Below are 1086 nucleotides of genomic sequence, written 5' to 3'. Positions count from 1 at the left end.
CTGACAACACACCACAACCGCCCCATACCGAATGACGCCGTTCAGGCCAATTCGCCCTATACAGCACCAGTATCTCAGTCTTATTCCCTACTGCACAAAGAGCCATAACGATGATGTTGCAGTGCCATCATGTATGCCAATATCCAATCAGATGGAACGCAATAAAAACACAACACCGGGTTACAGCTTTACCGCGATTAGACAACAGGTTCACCCGCGGCGGGGCAGTAAAGTGAAAGGTAGAAGGTGGAGTGGGACAATAAAAAAGGAAGGGATCCATATGTCAGCATTCAAATACACCATAATGGGTGCCGGACTGGCCGGATGCATGATGCTGGGCAACGCCGCCCATGCCAATCAGCAAGCCACGGTCATTATCAGCCAGAGCTGCGACTACATGCTGCTGAACTCCAGCAAGGGCATGGTGTTGGTCAAACAGCTGGATGGCATCACACCCCAGGAAGGGGATACCCTGCTCGGCGAATTCACCGCCGGGGATTTCAGCAACCTGCAAAACAATCGCAACAAGGATTCCATGCAGGTCTGGGTCGATACGGTTGATCCACACAGCAGCAAGGCGCTGAGCCAGTACGGCCGCTACTGCACTTGATAAGAAACGCAACACGGGACACGCTGCAAGCTGAAACGCGGGCCGGGTACGGTGTCACGCGATAACCGCCATGCCCGCGGGTTCAGTTGAACGTTCAAAGTGAAACGTTGAAAAGGAACGTCAGGGAATTTTCCGCCTTCCCTCTCTTTTTTCGTAGCTCGTAGCTCACCCTCATCTCATCACAAAGCCTGCGAACAGCACGGCGAAACCACCCACTTCCGCCGCGATCAGCGCGAGCATAAATACCGTCATGGCCGCCTGCGGTACCGTGGCCGAGCCCATGCTGTGTGGCTTTTGCAGTTGGTTGCGGGTGTCTTTAAGCATGCCGTGCAGAATATAACTGCCGATCGCCAGCGCGAAGAAAATCAGACAGGCCAGCACCGCCAGGGTGTTCACCCAGTCGTCCCAAACGCTGAGCAAGGCAAAGCGCTCCAGCACCAGGCATGCAAAGGCATACATCAAGCTGGCACGGTGGG

Annotated in this window: 2 protein-coding genes; one reads left to right on the top strand and one right to left on the bottom strand. The window is 54.6% G+C overall.

Going from position 1 to position 1086, the window contains the following annotated elements; translation table 11 throughout:
* Positions 1-280: 280 nt before the first annotated feature.
* The gene (locus A3754_RS03845) at positions 281-610 is read left to right on the top strand and encodes a hypothetical protein (RefSeq protein WP_063518881.1); all 330 of its coding nucleotides are present in this window, start codon (positions 281-283) and stop codon (positions 608-610) included.
* A 171-nt stretch (positions 611-781) separates the two neighbouring features.
* Here A3754_RS03845 and A3754_RS27125 read toward each other — a convergent pair.
* A partial coding sequence (locus A3754_RS27125; RefSeq protein WP_063518880.1) for a hypothetical protein occupies positions 782-1086 on the bottom strand: 305 nt, incomplete at its 5' end.

It is taken from the genome of Alcanivorax sp. HI0083, assembly GCF_001635175.1.
This window is presented reverse-complemented; position numbering and strand designations above follow the sequence as displayed.

Bases quoted from the DNA above. Each gene is read 5' to 3' on its own strand.
- A3754_RS03845 (WP_063518881.1), top strand. From the start codon at position 281: ATGTCAGCATTCAAATACACCATAATGGGTGCCGGACTGGCCGGATGC.